Below are 23,121 nucleotides of genomic sequence, written 5' to 3'. Positions count from 1 at the left end.
GCGGGTCAATCTTCCCTGATCGCATAGCCGGCACCGCGGATGGTGCGGATGACATCCGGCATCCGGCCGTTGTTGACGGCTTTGCGCAGCCGCCCGACATGCACGTCGACGGTGCGTTCGTCGATGTAGATTGTCTCGCCCCAGACATTATCGAGTAACTGGCTGCGCGAGAAGACACGGCCCGGATGCCGCATCATGAACTCGAGCAGCCGGAATTCGGTCGGCCCGAGCCTGATTTCGCTCTTCTTGCGATAGACCCTGTGCGATTCGCGATCGAGCACGATGTCGCCGACCTTCAGCACGCTGGACAGCACTTCCGGCTTGGCGCGCCGCAGCAGCGCCTTGACCCTGGCCATGAATTCCGGTGTCGAAAACGGTTTGACCAGATAGTCGTCGGCGCCGGTCGAAAGCCCGCGCACCCGGTCGCTCTCCTCGCCGCGCGCGGTCAGCATGATGATCGGCAGCCGCTCGGTTTCGGGGCGCACCCGCAACCGACGACAGAGCTCGATGCCGGAAACCGCTGGTATCATCCAGTCGAGCACCAAAAGGTCGGGCACATTCTCCTGCAAACGGATCTCGGCTTCGTCGCCGCGTGTCACCACCTCGACCTGGTAGCCTTCGGATTCGAGATTGTAGCGGAGCAGCACACCCAATGGCTCCTCGTCCTCCACCACCATTATGCGTGGTGCGATCATCGGCTGGGCACCCCCATCATGTCACCGGTGCGGACATTGTCGTTTCGTCCTGCTTCGGACGATTGACCGGCAATTGCTCGCCGGTCAGCACATAATACGCATTTTCGGCGATGTTGGTGACATGGTCGCCGATCCGCTCCAGATTCTTGGCGCAGAACAGCAGGTGCGTGCAAGCGGTGATGTTGCGCGGATCTTCCATCATGTAGGTCAACAGCTCGCGGAACACGGACGTGTATTTGACGTCGATGCGCTCGTCGGCGGCACGCAGCTTGGCCAACGCGGCCGCATCGCCTGCAGCATATTCCTCGATGACACCCTGCACCTGGATGAGAACCAGCTGCGCCATCGCGTCGATGGAATGCGACAGGTCCCGCGGCGTGGCGCTGAGGCCGACCGCACTCACGCGCTTGGCGATATTCTTGGCAAGGTCGCCGATGCGTTCGAGGTCGCCCGCCATGCGGATCGCTCCGACCACATGGCGAAGATCGTGGGCCATCGGCTGGCGTTTGGCGATCAGGGTGATGGCGCGGTCGTCCAGTTCGCGTTGACGCGCATCCATGATGGCGTCGTCGGAAACGACGCGTTGCGCCAGCACGTTGTCGGAATTCAACAGGGCCTTGGTCGCCCCGCCGACCATCGAACCGGCGAGGTCGGCCATGTCGCGGATCAGCTTGCTGATCTGCTCGAGATCCTCGTCGAAAGAAGCGACTGTGTGTTCGCCCATAGTCCTGTCCTCATATGCATGATCGGAACGGCTCAGCCGAAGCGGCCAGTGATGTAGTCCTGCGTGCGCTTCTCGCGGGGCGACGTGAAGATCTTCTCGGTCCGGTCGAACTCGACCAGTTCACCCAGATACATGAAGGCGGTCTGGCGCGACACGCGCGCCGCCTGCTGCATGTTGTGGGTGACGATGACGATCGTATAGTCGGCTTGCAATTCGTCGATCAGTTCCTCGATCTTGGCAGTCGACAGCGGGTCGAGGGCCGAAGCCGGTTCGTCGAGCAGAATGACTTCCGGCTTCACGGCCACGGTGCGGGCGATACAGAGCCGCTGCTGCTGGCCGCCGGACAGGCTCAAGCCGCTGGCGTTGAGCTTGTCCTTGACCTCGCTCCACAGCGCGGCGCGCTTCAACGCCTGTTCGACGCGGCCGTCCATCTCGGACTTGCCGAGGTTCTCGTAGAGCCTGACGCCGAAGGCGATGTTCTCGTAGATCGACATCGGGAACGGCGTCGGCTTCTGGAACACCATGCCGATCTTGGTCCTGAGGAGGTTGAGATCCTGCGACCGGTCGAGAATGTTCTTGCCGTCGAGCAGCACCTGGCCCTCGGCCGTCTGTTTTGGGTAGAGCTCATAGATGCGGTTGAACACACGCAGCAGCGTCGATTTCCCGCACCCCGAAGGGCCGATGAAGGCCGTGACACTGCGCTCAGGCAGTGACAGGCTGATGTCCTTCAGCGCCTTGCTCTGGCCGTAGTAGAAGTTGAGATTCTTGACCTCGATCTTCGTCTTCTCGACGACCGTTTCGGCCATCGTCATGTCTGGGGACAACATCTGTGTCACCTGTCCTCTCTGCGTCCGGTAAGGCTGCGGGCGAGGATGCTCAAGCCCAGAACCGTCAGGGTGATTATGAGTGCGCCGGTCCACGCCAGTTGCTGCCATTCCTCGTAAGGGCTGAGAGCGAACTGGAAGATGGTCACCGGCAGGCTGGCCATCGGCGCGTTGATATTGCTGCTCCAGAACTGGTTGTTGAGCGCGGTGAAGAGCAGCGGCGCCGTCTCGCCGGAAATGCGTGCTATCGCCAGCAATATGCCGGTGACGATGCCGGACAATGCGGCGCGGTAGGCGACCGAACGGATCACCACCCAGCGTGGCGCGCCGATCGCGGCACCGGCTTCACGCAACGCGTTCGGCACCAGGTTGAGCATGTCTTCAGTGGTGCGCACGACCACCGGAATGACCAGGATGGCAAGCGCAACGGCGCCGGCAATGGCCGAGAAATGTCCCATTGGCCGCACCATCAGCTCATAGACAAACAAGCCGATGATGATCGACGGCGCCGACAACAGGATGTCGTTGATGAAGCGGACGACGGTGGTGATGCGCGAAAAGCGTCCATACTCGGCCATGTAGGTTCCCGCCAGCACGCCGATCGGCGTGCCGACGACAACGGCGATGATCGTCATCAGCAGGCTGCCCGCGATGGCATTGAGCAGGCCGCCGGCCTCGCCCGGTGGTGGCGTCATCTCGGTGAAGACCGCGAGCGAAAGCCCGGCTGTGCCCTTATAGACCAGTGCGCCGAGAATGAGCGCCAGCCAGGCAAGCCCGATGCCGGCGGCGACGACGCAAAGCGCCATCATCACCGAATTCCTGGCTTTGCGGCGGCTGTGGAGCGATGAGGATGTCGACATCGGTCAGGCTCCCGTACGGGCGTCGATCCGCATCAACATATAGCGGGCGGCGGCAAGGATCAGGAAGGTGATAACGAAGAGGATCAGGCCGAGCGAAACCAGCGAGGAGGTGTAGAGGTCGCCGTCGGCCTCGGTGAATTCATTGGCGATGGTCGCCGAGATCGTCGTGCCCGGCGCGAACAGGGAGGCACTGATGCGGTGGGCGTTGCCGATGACGAAGGTCACCGCCATGGTCTCGCCGAGCGCCCGGCCCAGGCCAAGCATGACGCCGCCCATGATGCCGATGCGGGTATAGGGAATGACCACGCGCCGGGTCACTTCCCAGGTCGTGCAACCGATGCCATAGGCCGATTCCTTCAGCACCGCCGGCACCGTATCGAAGACGTCTTTGGTGATCGAGGTGATGAAGGGCAGCACCATGATGGCAAGGATCAGCGCCGAGGTCAGAAGGCCGATGCCGTAAGGAGGGCCGGCGAAAAGGCTGGATAGTCCCGGCACGCCGTGGAAGACGTTGATGATGAAGGGCTGTATCGCCGTCTGCAGGAACGGCGCGAACACGAACAGGCCCCAGATGCCGTAGATGATCGAAGGAATGCCGGCCAACAGCTCGACCGCTATGCCGATCGGGCGCCTGAGCGGGCGCGGGCAGAGCTCGGTGAGAAAGACTGCAATGCCGATGCCGATCGGAACCGCGATCAGGATGGCGATGGCCGCCGTGACCAGGGTGCCGTAGATCGGCGCCAGTGCGCCAAATTTTTCCGTGACCGGATTCCAGCTTTCAGTCGTCAGGAAAGAAAAACCGAACGACGACAGCGCCTGCCATGAGCCGGCAAACAGCGAGATCGCGACACCGCCGAGGATGACCAGCACAAGAATTGCGGAAGCGCGGGTGAGTCCGCGGAATAGGGCATCTGTGAGCGCGAAGCGCCGCACCGTAGCTTCCCTGGCCCGGGCTGCTGCAGATGATGGCATGGCATCGGAAGCGATGGTCATTGGGTCCTCGCGATTGAAGGCAACAGGGAGGGCGCCATCGACGCCCTCCCTGGAGGAGATTACATAGCCGAGTAGAGCGGCTTGCCGTCGTCGCCGACGACTTCCTTGGCCCACATGGCCTTGACGCTCTCAACCACCTTTTCGGGCATCGGAACGTAGTCCAGCTCGCCGGCCATCTCGTCGCCCTTGTCGTATGCCCAGGCGAAGAATTTGAGCGCTTCGCCGGTGGTCGCGGCATCATCCGGCTTCTTGTAGAGCAGGATCCACGTTGCCGCCGTCATCGGCCAGGACTCGGCGCCCGGCTCGTTGGCGAGGATGACACCATAGCCCGGCTGCGAGCTCCAGTCGGCATTGGCCGCTGCCGCCGAGAACGCCGCCGCGGTGGGCTCGACCTTCTTGCCGTCCTTGTTGATCATATCGGTGTGGGTGAGCTTGTTCTGCTTGGCGTAGGCATATTCGACATAACCGATCGCGCCGCCGGTCTGGGAAACGTTGTTGGCAACGCCCTCATTGCCCTTGGCGCCGATGCCGACCGGCCATTCCACGGCCTTGTCGACGCCGACCTTTTCTTTCCAGTCCGCGCTGACGTCGCCGAGGTAATAGGTGAAGTTGAACGTCGTGCCCGAACCATCGGAACGGTGAACGACCGCGATCGCCTGCGAAGGCAGCTTGACGTCCGGATTAAGCTTCTTGATCGCTTCGTCATCCCAGCTCGTGATCTTGCCGAGGAAGATGTCGGCCAGCGTCGGGCCGTCGAGAACCAACTCGCCCGGCTTGATGCCTTCGAGATTGACGACGGGAACGATGCCGCCCATCACCATCGGGAACTGAGCCAGTCCGGTCGCTTCAAGCTCGTCGCCCTTGAGCGGCGCATCCGAAGCGCCGAAGGTAACGGTCTTGGCTTTGATCTGCTTGATGCCGCCGCCGGAACCGATCGACTGGTAGTTAAGGCCAACGCCGGTGTCTTTCTTGTAGGTGTCGGCCCACTTCGCATAGATCGGGTAGGGGAAGGTGGCGCCGGCGCCGGAGATGTCCGCGGCGAGCGCGGCGGACAGGGTGAGAGTGGTCGTCGCCGCAGCCATTGCAATCGCAACGGCCGCCGAGCGGATGAAATGTCTCATGTGGCCTGCTCCTGTTCGGAATATGGTCTCTCGGCGCCATTCCTCCGGCGCCCGCTGAGGCCAATAGCCCCCGATTATTACAGTCGCATGACAGTTTCATGTCGCTCCGGTAACGGCGCCCAGCCGGGTTAAGAAGGAGCGGCCGCGGGCTTTGTCGGCATGGGCCGCGGTTTGCCGCTGGAATCAGCAGCTTGCGTGAATTCCGGCCGGCATCGTCTGCTCGGCGATCGTAGCCACCGGCTTTAAAAGAAAAAAGCCGGACGGGAGCGCGTTGCATGCAGCCAGAACGTGTCATGGCCGCGCCATCGCCGAAACAGGTCCGTTGGGGTAAATCTGACCCTGTTTCTTGCCGGCGGTCGCTGCTCCCGCCCGTAACTGGAGGAGCGGAACTTCGAATATCCCATTGTCGCCACTGAGCGCAGCTTTGGTATGGTGCGATCGCACCATGGCCTTACGCTGGAAGCGTTGACGAATCGCAAGGTTCTAACTCGCGCTGGACCTCCATCCGCGCCCGACCCGGCGCTCGATCTTCGAGCAACGCCTTCGACTGGAAGTGCGACGACTCTACTTCACGGTATCTACTCCCTTCGCCCTATTCCGCCGGTTGTCGGTTAGGCCGAAGCAGCGTTATAAGCTTGCAGGGGTATTGCTGATGTCTCGACGGATTCTGCCTGTCTTCCTGTGCCTGGCGCTGCCTCTGGGAAGCGGCTGCGCGCGCAGCTATGACGGCACCGTCATCATTCCCAAGCCGCTCGATGTTCGCCGTTTCTGGGACAGGCCTTCGCCGCAGGCGCAAGCCGAACAGTCGCAACTGGAGACCGACGTCTTTCCAGTGGCGCCGCAAACGCCGAAAAGGCCGGCGGTGCGCAGGAGCGCGGCTTCCGTTGCAACGCCTCGGAGGAGGATCACCAACAACCCGCCCATGCTGTCGCCGGAGCCGACGAAGCCGCTAACTTGCAAGAATGTCAGCGAGCCCGGCAAACGGGCCCGCATGGTCTGCGAATAACCAGCCGACGTCCGTCGATGCGTACGGCTCCAGGCCTTGAAGCGGCTATCCGGCCAGCCGTCTCGGAACATCGCCCGCCCTGGTCAGTCCGCCGGGAAAAAGGCCGGCCCGACCACTCTCACCGGCCGCGCGCCGATCGCTTTCTCGATCGACTGATGCTGGGCAATCCCTGGCACCTCGAAAACCGGCGTTTTTGCCCCTGCGAGAGCGGCACCGGCAGTTTCGATCCCGGATTCAGGAATTTCCGCGACGACGCCAAGATCCGGCTTTGCCGTCGGCAACGGAATGATGGCGTTGCTCATGTTGGCCGGTGTCACGGTTCGTGCCCTGAGCTCGGCGACGCGCCGGTAATAGCGCTTGACGTCGCAGGCCTTGAAGTTCGCGTCGTCGCGGTACCGGAACGCGGCAGGTAGCTCCACATAGGGTTTTCCCGACTCGAGCGCGACCATCTCCTCGGTCTCGCGAGTGGCGTCGCTCAGCGTATAGAGGTCGACGCCGGCATCGTCGCAGATGTAGCGACACTGATCGACCGTTTCCTTCAGATCGTCGCCCTTGGCGAACTGCGATTTTGGCGCGGGGAAGAAATATCCGTCCGACAAGCGAACGCAAAACAGCATCCGATTGCCGCCAATTGTTGTGCCTGCGGACTGGGCCTTGGGTGCCGTGCGTTGCTGCGCCGGCTGTTTCTTGGCAGCGGGGGCGGCGCAGCCCAGCGCGACAAACCTGGCCTTCAATCCGGACGTGTCCCTGCTCGAATTCGACAGTCTGGCGATCTGCCGTTGCACCTCCGCCTTGCTGCTGACCAGGTCGGCGCAGGGATTGAAGAAGAAGCCGGCCGTTCTCGCCGTGCATCTGCGTTGTCTCTCAAGCTTTTGAATCGCGGCGAGTTGCCGGCGCAGTTGGGCAAGCTCGGGGCTGGTCCCGCCGCTGCGCCCCGCCGAAAGCAATTGGCTCCTGATGGCACCGCAGCTATCCGCGTAGGAGAAGGATGTGCCGAGCGCAACGGCTATTGCCGACACCAGCATCAGAATCGTGAGGGGCCAGAAGCGTGTCATTGGAACGACCATTATCCTTGTTGCACCGAGAACAGGATTTCTTTGTCGACTATGGATAAGTACTAGCTAAATCAGTCTTTCCTAATTGGAGTAGATCAAATCGCCACCAGAGACTTTAGCTCTAGTGTATTAGATCCACTCGTGTAAATTCAATATTACATTTTTATTTCAAGATTGAGACGAACCGGCAGCAACGCCGGCGGACGCCCGCCACGGCGAAGTTTTGATGCGCGCGGCGGGTTCGGCATCGCGATCAATCCGGCGTTACCGGCCGGCCGTTGCTGAAACCTTAGCCCTGGGATCGGCGTTGAGCGGCCAAAGGAGGAGACCGCAAATGTCGATCCACTTCACTGTCGCGGACCTGACCAGGAATCTGTTCCATTCACTTGGGTTGGACCATGAACGCGCACCGAGGCCACTCGACCACGAGCAGAGGCTTTTGCTGGAGTGCTATCTCGCCGGCCAGATACCGGAATCGGCCTGGAGCGACTATGTCTTCGAGATGCCGGAACTGGCGCGACATGTCGAGGCCAGACGAAGGCGCCACTAAAGCGCATCGCGGTCGACCGGGCCTCATGCGACGCGCTTAGGTTCTTGTCTAATGCATGTCGTTGTCGCAAAACCGCTGCACACTTTTGCGCGACATGCACTAGATCCCGAAAAGTGGAATCCGGTTTTTGGAAAAGATCAAGGCGAAGCCTTCACTCGCGGTGCAGCCTGTTCTTGTTTGGGCGAGTTGAATTGCAGAGTGAACACCTTGCCCGGGATGCCTTCAGCCAGCGCCGGTGAAAAGCTCAACGGCAGGCAATGGTCCACGGCCGCGACCGCCGCGTCGACAAAAGCTTGGCGCGTCTTCTCCTCGCCGGCGACGCGGATGGCGGTCGGCTTGGGCCGGCCGATCAGCGTGCCATCGCGCCTGAAGCTGAAGCTCAGGGTGACGGTGGAATTCCCGGCATTCGCCGGCGGGGTCCAGCACGCCTGGATGGCAGCCCCGACCTCGGGCATGGTGTTGAGCGTCGCTGCTTTCGATTGACCGGCTGCACCCGCCAGCATGGCGCCTGCAATCACCATCATTCCAGCAATGCTTTTCATGGCAGGGCCTCTGTCCTTGAACCGCCCTCGAGGACGGGACGAACTTCGATGGTAGGGCCGACAGCGGCGATGACAAGATGGCGGCGACGCGTTTCATCAGCCATGCAGGCGTCGTGAAACGCCGTCTGGCGCAACTTCGACAGGGGCTGAAATAAGCAAAAGGCCGGCGCGCAGCCGACCTTTGCTTCCCATCCGCGCCAGTACATCCGTGGTCGCGGGCTGGAGGTGGATTCAGTAGAAAGGGTTTAGGTTAACAAAACCTTAAGCTCCCCACATCGTGCAAACAGGGGAGATTAAAAAAATCCCCAGTTCATTACGGGCTCCTGCAGACGTGCGGACGACCGCTATTGGCTTGTGCCTCAGGCGTTGGCCTGCGACCGCACATAGGCGATATAGCCGCGCACGTCGGCGGCCGGCTCGGCATAGGCCTTGCCGAGCTTCTTCTCGATCGCCGCCATATAGTCTTTTGCCCATTGGGGCAGCGCGTAGTCGATGACGGCGAGGAACTCGAGCGTCGCCGCCAAACGGATGTCGGCGATCGACGGGTTCTTGCCGCCGATGAACGGCTTGCCGTTCCTGAAGAAGCTGTGAAACACCTCCAGCGGCTCGGCTATCGCTTCTATAGCGGCCTTCTGGGCTTCCGACTTCTTGTCGGGATGAGCGTCGCTGTGGCCGACCTCGCCGGCATATTGCGGGAAATTCAGTACAGGATATGTGGCGCGCGCCACATAGGGGTAGAGCGTCCCGATCAGGTAGAACATGGCGCTGTCGATCATTGCCCGCTTGGCCGGCGCCTTGGGATATAATTTCTCCAGCCCGTGCTTGTTGGCGAGATACTGCATGATGGCGCAGCTTTCCCACAAGACACCTCTCGGCAGGCCCTTGTCCTCGATCATCGGCGTAAGATGGGCCGGGTTTCGCGCCATGTATTCGGGCGAGCGCGTGAGACCCCATACGTCGGTCTCGGAATGGTCGAGCCCGGCGGCGCGTGCAAACACTCGAACGCTCATATTGTTGACGCTGGGCTTCAGCATGCTGAGCGAGAGCGCGGGCTTTTTCGCCGGTTTCGCCTTGGCCTTCGGCGCCAGCTTCTCGGCGGAGACCTTGGCCGCCGGCTTTGCCACTTTCGCCGCTGACTTGGCGGCGGCTTTGGCCGCCGGCTTCGCTCCTGGCCTGGCTGCCTTGGCGGCGGGCTTTTTCGCACTCTTCGTTGCTGTCTTTGCCATTATGTCCTCCCTTTGTTTGGCGTGTCGTCAGTATGGATTTTTCGGTGCGCGATCCTCCGACAAGGTCGTGCGCGAGCGCTCGACAAGCGCCTGGATCGCATCGGCAAGGTGCACTTCGGCGATGTTGTAGTCGCCGCGCGCGACGCGGATCTTGTGCGCCTGCATCAGCACGTCGGCATGAGTGAAGCCCGCCGGCGGTTCGAAACGGTAGGAGGCGAGTTCGATCAGCAGGCCGAGCGGATCCTCGAAATAGATCGAGTCCATGAAGCCGCGATCCTTGACGCCGCTGTGCTTGATGGCGCGCTCGTCGAGCCGGGCAGCCGCCTGCAGAAAGGTGACGCGCGACACCGCGAAAGCGATATGATGGACGCAGCCCGTGTCGGTCGGCGTGCGCCGCTTGACCGGCGTGCGGCTTTCGTCGGTGAAGACGGTGATCAGCCGGCCGTCGCCCGGATCGAAATAGAGATGGCTTTCGCTTGGCTTGTCGAGGTTGGGCTGCTCGAAGATGAAAGGCATGCCAAGCACGCCCTCCCAGAAATCGATCGAGGTCTGACGCCCGGCGCCGACCAGCGTGATGTGATGGACGCCTTGCGATTGTAGTTTTTGCATCTGACTCCTCCCGGCCACGCCGTCTTGCCGCCGAACGGAAGTTCGGATGCCCGGTCGCGCTTGGATCGGCGCCCGGCATGTGACCGCGCCCGGCCTCGCTCGCCTGCGCTCCGCATTCCGCATCCTGCAGGAGTGCGGCCGGAGCTTTGATGAACGGATGCTAATTCAATCCGAGGCGTTGCGCCAGAAGCGCTGAGTTTCAAGAACTCCACGCAGGCGCCAAGAGCGGCACCGGGATCGCGGACGCCTTCGCCGAGCTCGCTGAAACGATCCGTCGCCGGCAGCTGTAATGGTGCGGCGGCCCGCAGGTCGCTGGGTTTCCCGAGCGGCCGGTTTGGCGACGGCAGGTCAAAGGGGCCTCGTTGACGCATGCCGCGCCTGGTTCGGATTACGGGCATCCGTGGCCCTTAGATGAAAATCACATATTCTTCATCGGCACATCGGGATCGACATGTCCCCCATCGGCAGTGATCTTCAGCCTTGAGAGGTAGTGCTCCCATCCCCTTCGGTGGCTGTCACGCTCCTTTGCGTTCGGCAGTCCGCTGTGCGTGAAGCGGATCAGTGTCCCCGCATCCCTCGCGATCAGGTCGATCTCGACATGGCTGGAGCCGGGCGGCACTGTCTCGTTGTCTTCCCAGCCAAAACTGTAGGCAAGACGGTGGACCGGGATCACCTCGGTGAACTCACCGCGCGCCATATGGCGACCACCGACATTGACGAGGAACAGACCGCCCGGCGATGCATCCAAATTCGCTTCGGTCCCGATCCATCGCACGATCTGGTCCGGATCCGTCAAAAGCGCGAACACGGTCGCTTGTGGCGCGGCGACCTCAATTTCTGTGTAAACCGATTCCGCCATCGCTCACTCCAGGTCACATCCGCATCGAATGCCGTGCATGATTGAAGCGAATATGGGGAGTTGCAAGAAGATGTTCGAGGCGTAAGCATAAGCCGGAGCCGAGTGACCTTCTACCGATGCTTCTCGCAAAGTCGCTTTCATTCCTTCTGGACGACGCCGCGCATATTGGCGACGGTGGGCGACTTCTATTGCAGCTCTCAACGCATTTGCTGGAAGACGGCTTGCCGATCATCGCCGGCGCGCTGGCGCAGGATGCTCCCGACCCAATCATTTCACGCCGTATCTGGCTCTGGCGAGCGTCTGGGGGTGAAGTGGTCGAGGGTTTGGGGATAGGCGCCGACCGCCAGAATGCCGATCCCCGGCTCGTGCTGCGGGAGTGGCTTGGCACGACGCGGGCGATCGTGTTCGACGAGCGAGCGGGCGGTGTCGCACCGACTTTGGTGTGGGCGTTCGATCATACTCCGGATGAGGCGCAGTCAGAGCTGCTGCGGCAAATCTCCCGGTTTGCTGCGGCTCCGATGACCGCACTCGCAGAACGGTCCGCGAAACGCGCATTGCTCGAAGCATATTTGGGAAAGCGCAGTGCAGCACATGTGCTCAACGGTCATTCTCGTCGATTAAAGGGAGAGACGATACGGGCTGCGCTTCTGTGCGCGGACCTTCGAGGTTTCACCGATCTATCCGAGGTTCATGATGCAGACGAGATCGTATTGGTACTTGATGCCTGGTTCGATTGCGTCGCCGGCGCGGTGCACGCATTTGGTGGTGAGGTTCTCAAGTTTATAGGTGATGGCGTCCTCGCGATTTTCCCGATTGGCGAGCGCGATGCAAATGCCGCATGTGACGCTGCGGTACGCGCCGTGAAGGCCACGCGCGCCGGGATAGATCATCTCAACCAAACTCGGCGCCGCAATGGCGGCCCTGAGCTCGGATATGGCATTGGCCTGCATGTCGGCGAGATACTCTGGGGGAATATCGGCACTGCCGGCAGGTTGGACTTCACCGCGATCGGCAAGGCTGTAAATCTTGTCAGCCGCATCGAAGGGCTGTGCAAGCCGTTGGGACGGACGGTGCTCGCGTCGACAGTGTTCGAGGCAGAAACTACCGAGCGGATGATCGCCATGGGCAGTCATCCGCTCGGAGGAATAGCAGGCGCGCAAACACTTTTCGGCTTGCCGGAATAGATCGAATGGTTGAGCCCCGCCGTGGATGTGTCGTTCGCAGCATATCTTGGTATCGTGCGAAGCCATGACCGAGAGAAATTCGAACGGCAAAGAAGCTACGATACTGCAACTAAAGTATGGCGCGTTTAGAGCCCAGCCATGCGCGTCGCGCGCAGCTTCGCTGGCCGGTGCTAAGGGCCTTCCCGGCATCCACCCTTCGAGGGAGAGGCGCCTTCGCCGAGCTCGCCAAAACGATCCGCCGCCGGCAGCTGTAGCTCAGGTCGGCTCCAGGCAGTGCCGACCAGCGTGATGGACGCCTTGCGATTGTAGTTTCTGTATCTGGCTCCTCCCCGCGTGGCATCGACTGCCCTGTTCAGCGCGACGTTCTGCGCGCCGCTAACGCTGTGCCTCAAGACCCACGATGCAATGCTAATGCAATCGGCTCCGCTGCGCCAGAAGCGGCAATGAGCCAAACCCGCCGCGACTCAAGGCGATGGATCGGATTGATGGTTTGCCGAGAGCTTGGAGAGACTTGGTACGCCCAAGGGGAATCGAACCCCTGTTCCCGCCGTGAGAGGGCGGTGTCCTGACCGCTAGACGATGGGCGCGTTCAAGAACCGGCGATATAGGCTGACGGCTGGGAAAAAGCAACTAGGCTTACGGCTGCCGATCGCGCCGGTGAAATATCCGCTGCAAGCCTAGCGTTTTGGCTCGATCAGGTCCCAGAGATTTCCATAGAGATCGGCGAAAACCGCCACAGTGCCATAGGTCTCGTGCCGGGGCGCCTCGCGGAATTCGACGCCCTTTTCGAGCATCAACGCATGGTCACGGGCAAAATCGTCGGTTTCGAGGAACAAAAAGACCCGCCCGCCGGTCTGGTTGCCGACGGCGTGCTTTTGCGCATCGCCGGATGCCTCGGCGAGAAGCAGCCGCGCGCCCTGCCCGTTGCCCGGCGTGATCGTGACCCAGCGTTTGCCGCCGCCGAGATCGACATCTTCGGTGAGGACAAAACCCAGCCGGTCGACATACCACGAGATCGCCTCGTCATAATTTGCGACGACAAGCGCGACCGTGGCAATGCTGCGGTGTTCGGCAAAACCGGTCATTTGTTCCTGATCGAAAAACGCCCGACGATGCGGCGCTCGGTGATGTCATAAACGAAGATGGCGCGGCTGCCGTCGGGCAGCTCGGCGTCGATCGACAGGTGATTGCCGGACAGCGATTGGCTGATCACCCTGGCGCCGACCGGCAGCACGATGTCGCCGTTGACCGTTTCGCCGATCGGCACCTGGATGTCGCTGCTTAGCGGAGGGGCGGCAGGCGGCGCGTTGCGCGCTTTGTAGACAAGTGCTGCTATCACCACCATAAGGGCGAGGAACAGCAGGCCGAGATTGATGGCGACGAAGCGGACGAGCTTCCTCCGCACCTTTTCGACCTCGGGGTCGAGCGGCTTTTCCTCGTCTTCGTCGGCAAGCGGCCGGGCCATGGCAGCAGATTCCGGAACTGTTTTCGATGAGCGCTCATAACGAAGAGGTCAGACAATTAATAGGGGCCGGACCGATCGTGCTGGAGGCGGGCGCCGATGCGGCCGGCCAGCGGCTCGACCAATGGCTGGCGGCTAGGCTCGGCCCCGACATGTCGCGCAGCCGGGTACAGATGCTGATAAAGCAGGGCGCGGTCAGGATCGGCGGCAGGCAGGTCGACGAAACGAAGCGCAAGATGGCACAAGGTGACAGCGTGTCGGTCGACGTGCCGGAGCCGGAACCGGCGGCGCCGCAAGGCGAAGATATTGCGCTGGACGTCCTCTACGAGGACAGCGAGTTGATCGTCATCAACAAGCCGGCCGGGCTGGTCGTGCATCCCGGCGCCGGCAACTGGACCGGCACGCTGGTCAACGCGCTGATCCATCATTGCGGCGACAGCCTGTCGGGCATCGGCGGGGTGAGACGGCCGGGCATCGTCCACCGCCTCGACAAGGAGACCAGTGGCGTCATGGTCGTCGCCAAGACCGATCGCGCCCACAAGGCGTTGTCGGAGGCCTTTGCCGACCACGGCCTGACCGGCGATCTCGAGCGCGCGTATCTGGCGTTGGTCTGGGGCATACCGGCAAGGCCGACCGGGACGGTCGACGCGCCGCTCGGCCGCGCCGCCGACCGGGTACGCCGCGCCGTGGTGCAGCAAGGCCGCGACGATGCGCGCCACGCCGTCACGCATTTCACCGTCGTTGAGCGCTTTGGCGAGCAGCAGCAGGAATTCGCCACGGCGAGCCTGGTCGAATGCCGGCTGGAAACCGGTCGCACTCACCAGATACGCGTCCACATGGCCCATATCGGCCATCCGGTGATTGGCGACCCCGAATACGGCCAGGCTTTCCGCACCAAGGCCAATCGGTTGCCCGAGCCGCTAAGAAGCAAGGTAAAAACGTTTCCGCGACAAGCTTTGCACGCCCGCCTCCTTGCATTTCGGCATCCGGATACCCATCTAACGATGAGGTTCGAAGCACCGATACCGTGGGACATGGAGGAACTCGTCGACGGCTTCCGCAAGCTCTGAACCAACCACCTGAAAACCTGACCGGCGCTGTTCACTTCAACGTGACACACTGTTTCGTGTTGAACAAATGCCTGTCTTTCTGGTTTTGTTCCTATATATGTCGGTTGGTGCGAATGTGCCTTTGGCATTCGCGCCACATGCCCGCCGCGTTTCGGGGGCATCACTCCAATAGAGAGGGGGCGCTATCATGGCCCAGTCATTACCCAGTATCGTTTCCGGCGAAGGCGGTCTCAGCCGCTACCTGGAAGAAATCCGCCGCTTTCCGATGCTTCAGCCGCAGGAAGAGTACATGCTCGCCAAGCGCTATGCCGAGCATGAGGACACCACGGCTGCGCACAAGCTCGTCACCAGCCACCTTCGGCTCGTCGCCAAGATCGCCATGGGCTATCGCGGCTATGGCCTGCCGATCGGTGAGGTGATCTCGGAAGGCAATGTCGGCCTGATGCAGGCCGTCAAGAAATTCGAACCGGAGCGCGGTTTCCGTCTCGCCACCTATGCGATGTGGTGGATCAAGGCCTCGATCCAGGAATACATCCTGCGCTCGTGGAGCCTGGTCAAGATGGGCACCACCGCCAACCAGAAGCGCCTGTTCTTCAACCTGCGCAAGGTGAAGGGCAAGATCCAGGCGCTCGACGAAGGCGATTTGAAGCCCGATCAGATCACCGAGATTGCCACCCGGCTGAACGTCTCGGAAGCGGAAGTCGTGTCGATGAACCGTCGTCTGTCGGGCGACGCCTCGCTCAATGCGCCCATCCGGGCCAGTGAAGGCGAGTCCGGCGAATGGCAGGACTGGCTGGTCGACGACCACGAAAGCCAGGAAGAGATGCTGATCGAGCAGGACGAGTTGGAAAACCGGCGCGGCATGCTGTCGGGCGCTCTTGCCGTGCTCAACGACCGCGAACGCCGCATCTTCGAGGCGCGCCGCCTCGCCGATGAGCCGTTGACGCTTGAAGAGCTGTCGGCCGAGTTCGATATCAGCCGCGAGCGCGTGCGCCAGATCGAGGTGCGCGCCTTCGAGAAGGTGCAGGACGCGGTCAAGGCCGCAGCCAAGCGCCAGACGCAGGCGCTGCGCACCATCGAGGCGCAGCCGGCGGCGTAAGGCCTTCCGGTAGAAACAAATAACGGCGGCGTCAGGTAACTGGCGCCGCCGTTTTTTTCTAAAGCGCGTCGCGTTCGGCCGGCCTTGTGCGACGCGCTTTAGAGTCTTGTTTTTATGCATGTCGTTATCGCAAAACCGCTGCACACTTTTGCGCGACATGCATTAGCGGGTTGCCGGTTCCGCGGCGCCTTCGCGGATGTCCGATCCGCCGCTATAACTGCTCAGTAGCCCCCAGACGATCGCATCGATAGCGGCATTACCGCAATTTTCCCCAAGCCCTGAAAACCGCAAGACTGCAAGCTGTGGCGGCAATGTTGCGGCGCCGACCGCGGCATTCCACAACCCGGCGCTCGCGGCAGGCAGCGCGACAACGAGCCGCCGGGGCTGCGCCGGGCAGTTGAGCTCGTTTATTGAAAACGAAAGGCAGTGTGACGATGACCATTTCTCCGTTTCTGGCCGCTCTCGGATCCGAAGGTCCGCCAGCCGACCGAGCGAAAGACATGGCCCTGTATGGATGGCTAATTGGAAGCTGGGAAATGGACTCGGTCCACTACCTCGACGACGGCACAATCCAGAAATGGGATGGCGAATGCCATTTTGGCTGGGTGCTCGAAGGCCGCGCGATTCAGGACGTTTGGATCAGGCCCAAGCGCCCTGCGCCGTCGACGATGTATGGTACGACCTTGCGCATCTTCGACCCTGGGATCGATGGCTGGCATATCATATGGAACGACCCGCTCAACCGGGATCACTCGCGCCAGATCGGGCGGGCCGAGGGTAAGGACATTGTCCAGCTCGGCAATGACTCGCGCGGTCTGCAAACTCGATGGCGTTTCACTGAGATCACTGCCACCAGCTTCCATTGGATCGGCGAGGAAAGATCTTCCGAGAGCGATCCTTGGCAAATCACGTATGAACATTTAGCCCGCCGAACAAAACCCTGACGCTGGACTGGCTGGCGTCTGCGCTGCTCCTCATCCGGCTGCCACCACCGTCCTCCCGCATGGACCTCTCGGATTCAAACATCGCAAAAATCGAATCAGGATCAATAGCTTGGACGACCATCGCAGAACGATGAGGGCGGCGCCGAGTCTGAATGGCACTGTAGTGCCAGCGACCCATCTCCTCACAGGCAATCGAGCGGAAATTTCAGATAGCGCCGCCCGTTGGATTCCGGTTCCGGCACGCGTCCGCCATTCATATTGACCTGCAGCGCGTGCAGGATCAGCCGCGGCATCGGCAACGTCCTGTCGCGGGCCTGGCGGAGCGCGACGAAGTCGGCTTCCGCCTTGCAGCCGGCAACATGGATGTTGCCGGCTTTCTGCTCCGCGACCGTGCTTTCCCACCGCGCTTCGCGACCGCCCGGCTGGTAGTCGTGACCGACGAACAGACGTGTCTCGTCCGGCAGCGCCAGGATGTCCTCGATCGAGTGCCAGAGCCGCTCGGCACTGCCGCCGGGAAAGTCCGTCCTCGCGGTGCCGCTGTCCGGCATGAACAGCGTGTCGTGGATGAAGGCGGCGTCGCCAATGACGTAAGTGATCGAGGCCAGTGTGTGGCCCGGCGAGAACAGCACTCTTGCCGGAAGGCCGCCGACCGAAAAAGTTGCGCCGTCGGCGAACAGCCTGTCCCATTGCGAACCGTCGGCGGGGAATTCCGGCCAGTTGTAGATCACCTTCCACAATTTCTGGACGTCGATGACCTTTTCGCCGATCGCCGTCGGCGCTCCGGTTCTCCCCCTCAGATAATGGGCGGCGGAGAAATGATCGGCATGCGGATGCGTGTCGAGGATCCACTCGACCTCCAGCCCGCTTTCCCTGACGAAGTCGAGCAGGGCGTCGGCGTTCTTCGTTGCCGTTGCACCGGACCTTTCGTCGAAGTCGAGCACCGGATCGATGATGGCGCATCGGCGCGTCGCCATGTCGGCGACCACATACTGGACGGACCCGCTCGGCTTGTCATAGAAGCCGGTGACCTGCGACCTGGCCGATAATGCGTCCAATCCAGCCTCCTTCGCCCCTCACCACGGCAGGAAGGATTTTCTCTGCCACGGCAAATTAAAGGCATGGTTGTCCGTCAACCAGGCATCGTCAAGCACCCCATGCTCACACGGCCAGGAAAACCGAAAACTCTCTGTGCCGCCTCTGCCTGCTCAGGCGGAAGGCTGCTTGGTTTTCCTGAGATATGGCAGGATCGTCTCATAGGCGCCGAAGCGCTTGATGGCATCCTCATTCGAGACGGCAGCGGTGATGATGACGTCCTCGCCCTGCTTCCAGTTCGCCGGCGTCGCCACCTGGTGCTTGGCGGTCAGCTGCATGGAATCGATGGCGCGCAGGATTTCGTCGAAGTTGCGGCCGGTCGTCATCGGATAGGTGAGAACCAGCTTGATCTTCTTGTCGGGCCCGATGACGTAAACCGAACGCACCGTGGCATTGTCGGCGGGCGTGCGGCCTTCCGAGCTCTCGCCGGCACCCGCCGGCAGCATCTCGTAAAGCTTGGCGACCTTGAGATCCTTGTCGCCGATCAGCGGGTAGTTCACCGAATGACCGGTCGCGGTCTTGATGTCGTTCTGCCACTTTTCATGGCTTTGGACGGGATCGACCGAGATGCCGATGATCTTGACGTTGCGCTTCCTGAACTCGCCTTCGAGCCCGGCCATTGTGCCGAGTTCGGTCGTGCAAACCGGCGTAAAGTTCTTCGGATGGCTGAACAATACTGCCCAGCCGTCGCCGATCCATTCATGGAAGCTGATCGGTCCTTGCGTGGTCTCAGCGGTGAAGTCCGGGGCGATATCGTTGATACGAAGGCTCATGGCGTGTCCCTACCCTGTGAGTGCAGATCGCAGCCGGCGTTGACCGGCGCTGCTTTTGCCTTTCTATCACTCCGGCGTCATCCTTCAAATGCCTGTTGCGCCGGCATCAAGCCCGGCGGCGAAATATTTTCATTGCTTCTCGGCAAATGCCGCAGGAATTTTCGCTGCGCTGGCTCAGGCCTTGTTCACTGCCAGCGTCGTCGCCAGGTCTTCCATGCGCTGGGCCAGCGCGCCGAGCGCCCCGGTCAGCGCGGAATCGTTCTTGTCGGCCTTGGTCAGTGCGTCGTCGCGCGTCTTGCGCAGCGTCAGCACTTCGCTTTCCATGCCCTTGACCCGCTTTTGCAGTTCCGAAAGCTCGTCCATGACCATGATGCCGGCCATCACGGTCAGCCGCTGGTCGCCAATCTCGCCAAAAGAATCCTTCAGATGCGAAACATAGCGGTCGAAGCGCTCGGCAAGATCGATCAGATGCTCTTCCTGGCCCTCGTCGCAGGCCATCCGATACTGCTTGCCGTCGATGGAAACCGTGACTTGTGCCATTAGCCTACCTGTCCAGTACCGCGCGGATGGTTTCCATGGCTGTCACCAGCCTTCGCGACACTTCTTTGTTGGCATCTTCCAGCCGTTCGGCGCGAGCTTCGGAATTGTCGAGCTCCTGCGCCAGCCGCGAGCGGTCGGCGTTCATCCGCTGCACTTCGGCCTCGGCTTCCGAATAGTCCCGCTCATGCTCGAGCTTGGCCGCGACGGCGTTTTCCAGCCCGTCGATGGCCTTACCCAGCCTGGCAATGACTTCCTTGAGGGTCGTTTCCCCGGTCATGGCTTTCGTCCTGCGCCCTGCCCATCACCGAATCATCCACGTTCAGAACGCGTTATCCCTGAAACATTACGCGTCGTGTGAACCGCACGTCAATAAAGCTGTCGCGACTGTCCCCTGCTAACGCTAATGTAAGTCGCGCATGGCCATCACAAGACCGGCAAAAGCACACCGATTTGTTGACTAAAAGGCCGCGCCTGCTATGTGTCGCGCACCCTTTTCAAGGGCTTTCCCAAGGCCCAAACCCCCATTTTGGAGGAAGCATGACTTCGCGCGAACAACATGACCGGATGGCCAATGCGATCCGTTTTCTCGCCATGGACGCTGTGGAGAAGGCAAACTCCGGCCATCCCGGATTGCCCATGGGCTGCGCCGACATCGCCACGGTGCTGTTCACCCGCTTTCTCAAATACGATCCGAAGAACCCGCATTGGCCGGACCGCGATCGCTTTATCCTGTCGGCCGGCCACGGCTCGATGCTGCTTTACTCGCTGCTCTATCTGACCGGCTACGAAGACATCACCATCGACCAGATCAAGCAGTTCCGCCAATTGGGGTCGAGGACCGCGGGCCACCCGGAATACGGCCATGCCGCCGGCATCGAGACGACGACAGGCCCACTCGGCCAGGGTCTTGCCAATTCGGTCGGCTTCGCACTCGGCGAGCGCATCATGAATGCCGCTTTCGGCAATGATCTCGTCGACCACTACACCTATGTGCTGGCCGGCGACGGCTGCCTGATGGAAGGCGTATCCCAGGAAGCCATCGCGCTTGCCGGACATCTGAAGCTGAACAAGCTGATCGTCTTCTGGGACAACAACAACATCTCGATCGATGGCCCGGTGTCGCTGGCCGACAACACCGACCAGGTCGCCCGCTTCCAGGCGTCCGGCTGGAATGCCAGCCATATCGACGGCCAGGACCCGGAAGCGATCGCCTATGCCATCGAAGCGGCCCGCCACTCCGACAAGCCGACGATGATTGCCTGCAAGACGACGATCGGCTTCGGCGCGCCGACCAAGGCCGGCACCAACAAGGCGCACGGCTCGCCGCTCGGCGCCGAGGAAATCGCCGGCGCCAGAAAATTCTTCGGCTGGGATTCGCCGCCCTTCGAGGTCCCGGCCGACAGCCTCGACGCATGGCGTACCGCCGGGCGGACCAGCGTCAAGGCGCGCACCGACTGGGAGAGCCGCCTTGCCAAGGCTGATGCCCAATTGCGCGCAGAGTTCGAACGCCGCATCAGTGGCACGCTGCCGGCCAACTTCGACGCCGTCATTGGCGATTACAAGAAAAAGCTCGCCGCCGACAAGCCGAAGGTCGCCACCCGTAAGTCGTCGGAAATGGCGCTGGAGGTCATAAACGGCGCCGTGCCCGAAACCATCGGCGGCTCGGCCGATTTGACCGGCTCCAACAACACCAAGACCAGCCAGACCAAGAACATCACCGCCGACGATTACGGCCAGCGCTACGTTCATTACGGCGTTCGCGAGCACGGCATGGCGGCCGCGCTCAACGGGCTGACATTGCATGGCGGCATTATCGCCTATGGCGGCACTTTCATGTGCTTTTCCGATTATGCCCGTCCGGCGATGCGGCTTGCTTCGCTGATGGGCATCCGCTCGATCTTCGTCATGACCCATGATTCCATCGGCCTTGGCGAAGACGGCCCGACCCATCAGCCGGTCGAGCATCTGGCAGCACTTCGCGCCATTCCGAACCACAATGTCTTCCGCCCGGCCGACGCGGTGGAAACCGCGGAATGCTGGCAGTTGGCCATTGAGTCGGAAAAGACGCCTTCGACATTGGCGCTGACCCGGCAGAACCTGCCGACGGTACGCAACGACTTCGTTGCGGAAAACCTCTCCAGCCGCGGCGCCTATGAACTTGCCGCCGCCAGTGGCGAGGCGGCGGTGACGATCTTCGCTTCGGGCTCCGAGGTCGAGATCGCGCTGGCCGCCCGCGAGGCCTTGGAAAAGCACGGCCACGCGACCCGCGTCGTCTCGGTGCCGTGCTTCGAATTGTTCGACAAGCAGAGCGCCGACTATCGCAGCAGGACGATCGGCAATGCGCCGCTCAAGATTGCCATCGAAGCCGGCATCCGTCAGGGCTGGGATCACTTCATCGGCACCGACGGCATCTTTGTCGGCATGACCGGCTTCGGCGCCTCCGGCACCATCGAACAGCTCTACCCGCATTTCGGCATCACAGCCGAGGCAACGGTGAAGGCGGCGGAAGCCCGTCTGCATGGCAAATGAAAGTGAGCCCCGCCCGGCAAAGGCTGGCATAGCGGTTTTGCCGGGCGGTGGAGCACTAATCGATTTAAATCCACGCCTCGGCGGCTGGATTCTTTGCCCGTCCGCCGTTATGAAGCTGCGGACTTGATCTTCGGCCTCCAACTCCCAGGGAGAGAACAATGACCGTCAGAGTTGCCATCAACGGATTCGGCCGCATCGGCCGCAACATCCTGCGCGCCATCCATGAATCCGGCCGCAAGGATATCGACGTCGTCGCGGTCAACGATCTCGGCCCGGTCGAGACCAACGCGCATCTGCTGCGCTTCGACAGCGTGCATGGCCGCTTTCCGCATGAGGTGACGGTTGACGGCGACCAGATCATCGTCGGCAAGGAAAAATTCAAGGTCACCGCGATCAAGGATCCGACACAACTGCCCTGGAAGGAGCTTGGCATCGACATCGCGCTCGAATGCACCGGCATCTTCACCGCCCGCGACAAGGCCGTCGCCCATCTGACCGCCGGTGCCAAGCGCGTTCTCGTCTCCGCTCCGGCAGAGGGCGCCGATCTCACCGTCGTCTATGGCATCAATCACGACAAGCTGACCAAGGACCACATCGTCATCTCGAACGCCTCCTGCACCACCAACTGCCTGGCGCCGCTGGCGGCCGTGCTGAATGAGGCGGTCGGCATCGAGAAGGGCATGATGACGACGATCCATTCCTACACCGGCGACCAGCCGACGCTGGACACCATGCACAAGGACCTCTACCGCGCCCGCGCCGCCGCGCTGTCGCAGATTCCGACCTCGACCGGTGCTGCCAAGGCCATCGGCCTGGTACTGCCCGAACTCAAGGGCAAGCTCGACGGCATCTCCATCCGGGTGCCGACCCCGAACGTCTCGCTCGTCGATTTCAAGTTCATCGCCAAGCGGCCGACCACCGTCCAGGAGATCAATGACGCGGTGATCGCCGCCTCGAACGGCAAGCTGAAGGGCATCCTCGCCGTTACCCGTCACCCCAATGTTTCGATCGACTTCAACCATGATCCGCATTCCTCGATCGTGGCGCTCGACCAGACCAAGGTCATGGACGGCAACTTCGTTTCGGTGCTGTCGTGGTACGACAATGAGTGGGGCTTTTCCAACCGCATGGGCGATACCGCCGTCGCCTTCGGCAAGACCATCGCCTGATCGGAGAGCCAGCTTCTCGACCTGGAGACGCCCGGCTCAGTCCGGGCGTTTTTCATTGCAGCACGAACCGCCGAGGCACGCTCCGCTGCTCGGGGGTGCCAAAACTTTCGACGATCGGCAGCGTGGGGCAAAAAGCCACGCTGCTGCCTTGCAGCGGCCATGTCTTCGCCCCACTCTCCCGTGATGCCGGAGCAT

25 protein-coding genes and 1 tRNA gene are annotated in these 23,121 nt (G+C 61.7%); 8 read left to right on the top strand and 18 right to left on the bottom strand.

The window, feature by feature from the left end:
* Positions 1-5: 5 nt before the first annotated feature.
* From phoB to pstS, 6 genes are read right to left on the bottom strand one after another with little or no spacing between them, the layout of a single operon-like run.
* Entirely contained in the window at positions 6-695 is a 690-nt protein-coding gene (gene phoB, locus X773_RS62945; protein WP_031212149.1) for a phosphate regulon transcriptional regulator PhoB, read from the bottom strand.
* A gap of 16 nt (positions 696-711) precedes the next feature.
* Complete coding sequence (gene phoU / locus X773_RS62940) at positions 712-1,419, bottom strand: phosphate signaling complex protein PhoU (RefSeq protein ID WP_023678534.1); 708 nt, start codon at positions 1,417-1,419, stop codon at positions 712-714.
* 32 nt (positions 1,420-1,451) lie between these two features.
* Positions 1,452-2,255 (bottom strand): phosphate ABC transporter ATP-binding protein PstB, encoded by an 804-nt coding sequence (gene pstB, locus X773_RS62935; protein WP_031212148.1) that lies wholly within the window; start codon positions 2,253-2,255, stop codon positions 1,452-1,454.
* Positions 2,252-3,103: a phosphate ABC transporter permease PstA gene (gene pstA / locus X773_RS62930; protein WP_023678532.1), complete on the bottom strand. Its 852-nt coding sequence runs from the start codon at positions 3,101-3,103 to the stop codon at positions 2,252-2,254. Before pstA ends, pstB begins: the two co-directional genes overlap by 4 nt.
* A gap of 3 nt (positions 3,104-3,106) precedes the next feature.
* Complete coding sequence (gene pstC / locus X773_RS62925) at positions 3,107-4,096, bottom strand: phosphate ABC transporter permease subunit PstC (protein WP_023678531.1); 990 nt, start codon at positions 4,094-4,096, stop codon at positions 3,107-3,109.
* 59 nt (positions 4,097-4,155) lie between these two features.
* The gene (gene pstS / locus X773_RS62920) at positions 4,156-5,217 is read right to left on the bottom strand and encodes a phosphate ABC transporter substrate-binding protein PstS (protein ID WP_031212147.1); all 1,062 of its coding nucleotides are present in this window, start codon (positions 5,215-5,217) and stop codon (positions 4,156-4,158) included.
* A 652-nt stretch (positions 5,218-5,869) separates the two neighbouring features.
* Between pstS and X773_RS62915 the strand changes: the two genes are divergently transcribed.
* Positions 5,870-6,223, top strand: a complete 354-nt coding sequence (locus tag X773_RS62915; protein WP_023678529.1) for a hypothetical protein — start codon at positions 5,870-5,872, stop codon at positions 6,221-6,223.
* Between the two features lie 83 nt (positions 6,224-6,306).
* Here X773_RS62915 and X773_RS62910 read toward each other — a convergent pair whose 3' ends face one another.
* Positions 6,307-7,278, bottom strand: coding sequence for a DUF2865 domain-containing protein (locus tag X773_RS62910; protein ID WP_023678528.1), 972 nt, complete (start codon positions 7,276-7,278; stop codon positions 6,307-6,309).
* 334 nt (positions 7,279-7,612) lie between these two features.
* Between X773_RS62910 and X773_RS62905 the strand changes: the two genes are divergently transcribed.
* On the top strand, positions 7,613-7,828 hold the full coding sequence (locus X773_RS62905) for a hypothetical protein (protein ID WP_023678527.1): 216 nt from the start codon (positions 7,613-7,615) through the stop codon (positions 7,826-7,828).
* Positions 7,829-7,965: 137 nt separating this feature from the next.
* Here X773_RS62905 and X773_RS62900 read toward each other — a convergent pair whose 3' ends face one another.
* The 4 genes from X773_RS62900 to X773_RS62880 form a co-directional block, all read right to left on the bottom strand.
* On the bottom strand, positions 7,966-8,370 hold the full coding sequence (locus X773_RS62900) for a hypothetical protein (protein ID WP_023678526.1): 405 nt from the start codon (positions 8,368-8,370) through the stop codon (positions 7,966-7,968).
* A gap of 359 nt (positions 8,371-8,729) precedes the next feature.
* Complete coding sequence (locus X773_RS62890; protein WP_023678524.1) at positions 8,730-9,596, bottom strand: glutathione S-transferase family protein; 867 nt, start codon at positions 9,594-9,596, stop codon at positions 8,730-8,732.
* A gap of 27 nt (positions 9,597-9,623) precedes the next feature.
* Positions 9,624-10,205 carry a VOC family protein gene (locus X773_RS62885; protein ID WP_023678523.1) on the bottom strand — a complete coding sequence of 194 codons (582 nt, stop codon included), beginning with the start codon at positions 10,203-10,205 and terminating at the stop codon, positions 9,624-9,626.
* A gap of 418 nt (positions 10,206-10,623) precedes the next feature.
* Positions 10,624-11,064, bottom strand: a complete 441-nt coding sequence (locus X773_RS62880; protein WP_023678521.1) for an SRPBCC family protein — start codon at positions 11,062-11,064, stop codon at positions 10,624-10,626.
* A gap of 116 nt (positions 11,065-11,180) precedes the next feature.
* On the opposite strand from X773_RS62880, the gene X773_RS0138445 reads away from it, so the two are divergent.
* Positions 11,181-12,248, top strand: a complete 1,068-nt coding sequence (locus X773_RS0138445) for an adenylate/guanylate cyclase domain-containing protein (protein ID WP_031212146.1) — start codon at positions 11,181-11,183, stop codon at positions 12,246-12,248.
* Positions 12,249-12,760: 512 nt separating this feature from the next.
* On the opposite strand, the gene X773_RS62875 is transcribed toward X773_RS0138445, so the two are convergent.
* The 3 genes from X773_RS62875 to X773_RS62865 all read right to left on the bottom strand — a co-directional run bounded on the left by X773_RS62875 (position 12,761) and on the right by X773_RS62865 (position 13,713).
* A tRNA-Glu gene (locus X773_RS62875) sits at positions 12,761-12,835 on the bottom strand.
* A gap of 90 nt (positions 12,836-12,925) precedes the next feature.
* Positions 12,926-13,333, bottom strand: a complete 408-nt coding sequence (locus X773_RS62870; RefSeq protein WP_023678517.1) for a VOC family protein — start codon at positions 13,331-13,333, stop codon at positions 12,926-12,928.
* A complete protein-coding gene (locus tag X773_RS62865; protein WP_023678516.1) occupies positions 13,330-13,713 on the bottom strand; it encodes a hypothetical protein in 384 nt (127 codons plus the stop codon). The genes X773_RS62870 and X773_RS62865 overlap by 4 nt, the downstream gene beginning before the upstream one ends.
* Before the next feature lie 26 nt (positions 13,714-13,739).
* Here X773_RS62865 and X773_RS62860 point away from each other — a divergent pair, with 26 nt between their 5' ends.
* The 3 genes from X773_RS62860 to X773_RS62850 all read left to right on the top strand — a co-directional run bounded on the left by X773_RS62860 (position 13,740) and on the right by X773_RS62850 (position 16,823).
* Positions 13,740-14,780, top strand: coding sequence for an RluA family pseudouridine synthase (locus X773_RS62860; RefSeq protein WP_023678515.1), 1,041 nt, complete (start codon positions 13,740-13,742; stop codon positions 14,778-14,780).
* Between the two features lie 187 nt (positions 14,781-14,967).
* Entirely contained in the window at positions 14,968-15,879 is a 912-nt protein-coding gene (gene rpoH, locus X773_RS62855; RefSeq protein ID WP_023678514.1) for an RNA polymerase sigma factor RpoH, read from the top strand.
* Between the two features lie 434 nt (positions 15,880-16,313).
* Positions 16,314-16,823 (top strand): hypothetical protein, encoded by a 510-nt coding sequence (locus X773_RS62850; protein WP_031212145.1) that lies wholly within the window; start codon positions 16,314-16,316, stop codon positions 16,821-16,823.
* A 182-nt stretch (positions 16,824-17,005) separates the two neighbouring features.
* On the opposite strand, the gene X773_RS62845 is transcribed toward X773_RS62850, so the two are convergent.
* From X773_RS62845 to X773_RS62830, 4 genes are all read right to left on the bottom strand, one after another.
* Positions 17,006-17,878, bottom strand: coding sequence for an MBL fold metallo-hydrolase (locus X773_RS62845; protein ID WP_023678512.1), 873 nt, complete (start codon positions 17,876-17,878; stop codon positions 17,006-17,008).
* A gap of 150 nt (positions 17,879-18,028) precedes the next feature.
* Entirely contained in the window at positions 18,029-18,688 is a 660-nt protein-coding gene (locus tag X773_RS62840; RefSeq protein WP_023678511.1) for a peroxiredoxin, read from the bottom strand.
* A 174-nt stretch (positions 18,689-18,862) separates the two neighbouring features.
* Positions 18,863-19,228 (bottom strand): cell division protein ZapA, encoded by a 366-nt coding sequence (locus tag X773_RS62835; protein WP_023678510.1) that lies wholly within the window; start codon positions 19,226-19,228, stop codon positions 18,863-18,865.
* Positions 19,229-19,232: 4 nt separating this feature from the next.
* Positions 19,233-19,505: a DUF4164 domain-containing protein gene (locus X773_RS62830; RefSeq protein WP_023678509.1), complete on the bottom strand. Its 273-nt coding sequence runs from the start codon at positions 19,503-19,505 to the stop codon at positions 19,233-19,235.
* Positions 19,506-19,765: 260 nt separating this feature from the next.
* On the opposite strand from X773_RS62830, the gene tkt reads away from it, so the two are divergent.
* Both tkt and gap read left to right on the top strand, forming a co-directional pair.
* Complete coding sequence (gene tkt, locus X773_RS62825) at positions 19,766-21,757, top strand: transketolase (RefSeq protein ID WP_023678508.1); 1,992 nt, start codon at positions 19,766-19,768, stop codon at positions 21,755-21,757.
* Positions 21,758-21,915: 158 nt separating this feature from the next.
* Complete coding sequence (gap, locus tag X773_RS62820; RefSeq protein WP_023678507.1) at positions 21,916-22,926, top strand: type I glyceraldehyde-3-phosphate dehydrogenase; 1,011 nt, start codon at positions 21,916-21,918, stop codon at positions 22,924-22,926.
* Positions 22,927-23,121 lie beyond the last annotated feature (195 nt).

This window comes from Mesorhizobium sp. LSJC280B00 (assembly GCF_000502835.1).
GTDB lineage: Bacteria > Pseudomonadota > Alphaproteobacteria > Rhizobiales > Rhizobiaceae > Mesorhizobium.
Note: the sequence above shows the minus strand (reverse complement) of the source record. Positions and strands in the feature narration are given on the sequence as shown.